This is a genomic window from Microbacterium sp. B35-04 (assembly GCF_010634885.1).
Taxonomy (GTDB): Bacteria; Actinomycetota; Actinomycetes; order Actinomycetales; family Microbacteriaceae; genus Microbacterium.
Window position 1 is genome coordinate 1 of sequence record NZ_MWLP01000113.1, and the last position, 4,705, is coordinate 4,705.

The window sequence follows — 4,705 nt, forward strand, 5'->3', positions numbered from 1 at the left end:
CACGCCCGACCTGCTGCCGTCCGACGTGACCGGCGTGACGATCTACGACCAGGCTTCGCACCGGTTCGAGTTCCACCGCGGGCCCGTGTTCGCCTCGATCGTGCTCGCCGACGAGATCAACCGCGCCTCGCCGAAGACGCAGTCGGCGCTGCTGGAGGTCATGGAGGAGTCGCGGATCACGGTCGACGGCGTCACCCATGACGTCGGTCGCCCGTTCCTCGTGATCGCGACCCAGAACCCCATCGAGCAGGCGGGCACGTACAAGCTGCCCGAGGCCCAGCTCGACCGGTTCTTGATCAAGACCTCGATCGGCTACCCCGACCTCGCGGTGGCCGAGCGCATCCTCGCCGGAGCCGCCGACCGCAACCCGTCCGCGCACCTTCCCGCCATCATCACGACGGGCGCAGTCGCCGACATGGCCGACCTCGCCGGCACCGTGCACGTCGACCCCGCCGTCCTGCGCTACACGGCGCAGCTGGCCGAGGCGACCCGTGACGACCAGGCCACCCGCGTCGGCGTCTCGGTGCGCGGTTCGCTCGCGATGATCCGCATCGCCAAGGTGTACGCAGCCGCGCAGGGGCGCCACTTCGTGCTGCCCGACGACATCAAGGTGCTCGTCGCGCCGGTGTGGACCCACCGCCTCGTGCTCGACCCGGAGGCGGAGTTTGCGGGCACGTCGGCCGAGACCGTCGTCGCGCGCGTCCTCGAGTCGATCGCCGCCCCGCAGGCGAGGTCCGCGGCCTGATGACGACGGAGGCACTCGGGCAGGCGGCGGCTACGGAGGACCGTCGCGCCTGGTATGGGCAGCTGGCGCTGGACGCGCTGCGCCGCGCCGGCGTCGTGCTCGGACGCGTGTTCGCGGTCGTGCGCCCCGCCGCCTGGGTGCTTCTCGCGGGCTCGATCGTGCTGTGGATCGCCGGGCGGTCGCTCGGCTGGTGGGAGCTGACGGTCGCGGCCGTCTCCATCGCGGTCGTGCTGCTGCTGTGCCTGCTGTTCCTCATCGGACGCACGGCTTACGACGTCTCGCTCGACCTCAACCGCACGCGCGTCGTGGTGGGCGAGCGCGCCATCGGCGCGCTGACCCTCTCGAACACCGGATCGCGCGCCATCCTTCCGTCCCGCGTGCTGCTGCCGGTCGGCGCCGGTCGCGGCATCTTCGACGTGCAGCGGCTGGCGGCCGGCGAATCCGCGGAGGAGCTGTTCGCCATCCCCACGTCGCGCCGCGCGGTCGTCAAGGTCGGGCCGGTCAGCGTCGTGCGCGGCGATCCCCTCGGTCTGTTCGAGCGCGTGCACCGTCGTGACGAGCCGGTCGACCTGTTCGTCCACCCGCGCACCGTGCTGTTCGACGGCCAGTCGCTCGGGTTCCTGCGCGACCTCGAGGGCCTTCCCGCCACCGACCTCTCGCCCGACGACGTGTCGTTCCACGCCCTGCGCGAGTATCAGCCGGGCGACGACCTGCGCCACGTGCACTGGAAGTCGACCGCGCGCACCGGCCACATGATGGTGCGCCAGTACGAGGAGACGCGCCGCTCCCACTTCGTGATCGGCCTCTCGACGAGCCCCGCCGACTATCGCGACGACGCGGAGTTCGAGCTCGCGATCTCCGCCGCCGGCTCGCTCGGCCTGCGGGCACTCCGCGACTCGCACCGCGTCGAGGTGCGGGTGCAGGAGCGCGCCCTGCCCTCCGGCACGGGCAAGCAGTTCCTCGACTCCCTCTCGGCGCTCGGTCAGTCCAAGCCGCGCGCAGGTACCGTCGTCGACCTCGCCGGCGTGGTGGCCGCGACCCTTCCCCTCGCGAGCGTCGTGGTGCTCGTGTGCGGCAGCAGGGTCGACGCCAACGACCTGCGCAGCGCCTGCAGCCGCCTCCCGTTCGGCGCGCGTGTCCTCGCGGTGGTCGCTTCTCCCGGCGAGGCCGCCCCGTCGCTGCGCCGCATCGGTGAGGCGGACGTCGTGACGCTCGGCGCGCTCGAGCAGCTGCCCAACGCGCTGCGGAAGGTCCTCGCATGACCGCCCCCGTCACTCCGCTGTCGCGTGCGGGATCCGCCCCGACGACGCGTTCCGCCGCACCGCGCGTCCCCGCGCCGCGTGCTGCACGCGAATCTGTGCCGCTGCGCCGATGGATCCTCGATCTCGGCGCCGTGACGCTGCTGCTCCTCATCCCCATCGTGGGGTTCTGGCCGACCTTCGACGGCGCGCGCTATCTGGTCGCGGCCCTCGGCGGACTGGTGCTCGGCCTGGCGCTGGGCGTCCTCGGCACGCTGTTCCGATGGGGCATCCTCCTCCTGACGGGCGCCACCGTCATCGCCTACTTCCTGTTCGGCGGCGCTCTCGCGCTGCCGAACACCACGGTCGCCGGCGTCGTTCCGACGCTCGAGACGCTGCGCCTCCTCGCCCTCGGCACTTTCATGTCATGGAAGCAGCTGCTCACCACGATCGCGCCGGTCGCGACAGACGACGGCCACCTGATCGTGCCGTTCATCCTCACGCTGGTCGTGGCCGTGCTGACGACTTCCCTCGCGCTGCGGCTGCGCAACGCGGCATGGTCGCTGATCCCCGCGGCCGCGTTCCTCGCGATCGAGATCGCGCTGGGCACCTCCGAGCCGTTCGTGCCGGTCGTCCAGGGCGTCGTGTTCGGGCTCGTCGCCGTGGTCTGGCTGGCCCTGCGCCAGGCCTGGCAGCCGCAAGCGGCGGCGATCTCGGTCGGCGAAGGCTCCGCCAGCTCGGGCGCAGGCATCCGCAGAGTGCTGTCGGGTGCGGCGGTCATCGCCATCGCCGCGGTCATCGGCATCGCCACGAGCGGGTTCGCGGCACCGACATCTCCCCGCTACGTGCTGCGTGACGTCGTGATCCCGCCGTTCGACATCCGCGAGTTCGCGAGCCCGCTGCAGTCGTTCCGCGCCTATGTCCGCGATCACCCCGAGGACGCGCTCTTCACGGCCAGCGGCCTGCCCGAGGGTGCGCGTGTGCGCCTGGCCACCATGGACGCCTACAACGGCACCGTCTACAACGTCTCGGACGAGGGCAGCGGCTCCTCGAGCGCGTTCTCGCCTGCGCGTACCAACATGTCCGCCGATGCCGAGGGCACCGAAGCGCAGGTGCACGTCGAGATCGGCGCCCTGGAGAGCGTGTGGATGCCGGATGCCGGCGCCGCGCGCAGCGTCACGTTCGACGGTGACCGGGCGGACGACCTGCGACGCACCGCGCACTACAACGAGGCGACCGAGACAGGCGTGGTGACGGCCGGCCTCGAGAAGGGCGACGCCTACACGATCGACGCGGTGATCCCCGAGGTCCCGAGCGACGAGCAGCTCGCCGACCAGGCGTTCGCACCGCTGAGGATGCCGAAGCAGGAGGGCGTGCCGGAGAGCCTCGCCGAGATCGCGTCGAAGACCGTCGCCGAGGCGACGACTCCCGTCGAACAGGTGCGCGCCCTGGAGCTGATGCTCTCGGAAGGCGGCTACTTCAGCCACGGCCTCGCCGGTCAGCCGCTTTCGCGTGCCGGGCACGGCGCAGAGAGGATCGCGACGCTGCTCGGCTCGCAGCAGATGGTGGGCGACGACGAGCAGTACGCCACCGCCATGGCGCTCCTCGCCGCACAGGTGGGCATCCCCGCCCGCGTCGTCATGGGGTTCTACCCCGAAGAGGACGCCGCCGGCGAACCGGTCTTCACCGCGACGGGCGACAACCTGCACGCATGGGTCGAGGTCGCGTTCGACGACGCCGGCTGGGTGCCGTTCGACCCGACGCCCCCCGATGACCAGGTGCCGAGCGACCAGACGACGAAGCCGAAGGCCGATCCGAAGCCCCAGGTGCTGCAGCCACCGCCGCCGCCGGCCGAGCCCGTCGACCTGCCGCCGACCGTTGCGGACGACCGCGGGTCGGAGGACGAGGACGGCCTCGACCTGGGCCTGCTGTGGACCATCGTGTCGATCGGCGTCGGCGTGCTGGGTCTCCTCGCGGTGCTGCTCGCGCCGTTCATCGTGATCGGGGCGCTCAAGGCCACCCGTCGGCGCCAGCGTCGCGACGCGGAGCGCGCGTCCGACCGCATCAGCGGCGGCTGGGACGAGCTCGTCGACCGCGCGACGGACTACGGCGCCCCGGTTCGTCCCGGCGCGACCCGTCAGGAGGAAGCGGGCGTGCTCACCGCGGCGCTCGCCGAGCCCCGCGTCGCGACGCTGGCGACCCGGGCGGATCTCGAGGTCTTCGGTCCGACCGAGCCGACGCCCGACGACATCGAGGCGTTCTGGACGCAGGTCGACGAGATCGTCGGTGGCATGGGCAAGGAGCGGTCGCTGTGGCAGCGGCTGCGCGCGCGGCTCAGCATCCGATCGTTGCTCGAGGGCACCCGCTTCGCTCTGCCGGCACGTCTCACGGCCCCGCCCCGGGCGGCGAAGCCTGCGGCGAAGGGCACGGCCACCGAGCCCGGGGCGCCCGACGACGCGCCGTCGAAGCGCGCGCTTCGCCGAACACGCAGGAGCCGCGCCGCAGAACCCACCCACCCCCCGCAGGAGACCGAATGACCACCAGCCCGCCCGTCGCCGCCCCCGCGGCGACCATCGGACGCCGTGTGGGGGCGTTCGCGATCGACCTCGGGGTCGCCTACGGCATGGCGGCGGTGCTGGTCGGGGTCGCGGTGCCCATCGTCTTCGGCGTCGGCGCGACGGGTGACTCGGCGAGCCTCGCGGTGGCCGTCGTCCTCGCCTCC

The 4,705-nt window shown here is 72.4% G+C and carries 4 protein-coding genes; all 4 read left to right on the top strand.

Annotation, left to right across the window (positions count from 1 at the left end; genetic code table 11):
- On the top strand, positions 1 to 745 hold a 745-nt coding region (locus B1729_RS18990), incomplete at its 5' end, for an AAA family ATPase (protein ID WP_163634354.1).
- A complete protein-coding gene (locus B1729_RS18995) occupies positions 745 to 2,007 on the top strand; it encodes a DUF58 domain-containing protein (protein WP_163616537.1) in 1,263 nt (420 codons plus the stop codon). The genes B1729_RS18990 and B1729_RS18995, both read left to right, overlap by 1 nt.
- A complete protein-coding gene (locus B1729_RS19000; protein WP_163634356.1) occupies positions 2,004 to 4,520 on the top strand; it encodes a transglutaminase-like domain-containing protein in 2,517 nt (838 codons plus the stop codon). The genes B1729_RS18995 and B1729_RS19000 overlap by 4 nt, the downstream gene beginning before the upstream one ends.
- Positions 4,517 to 4,705 (top strand): hypothetical protein (locus tag B1729_RS19005; protein ID WP_163634358.1); only part of this gene is annotated, 189 nt, incomplete at its 3' end. The genes B1729_RS19000 and B1729_RS19005, both read left to right, overlap by 4 nt.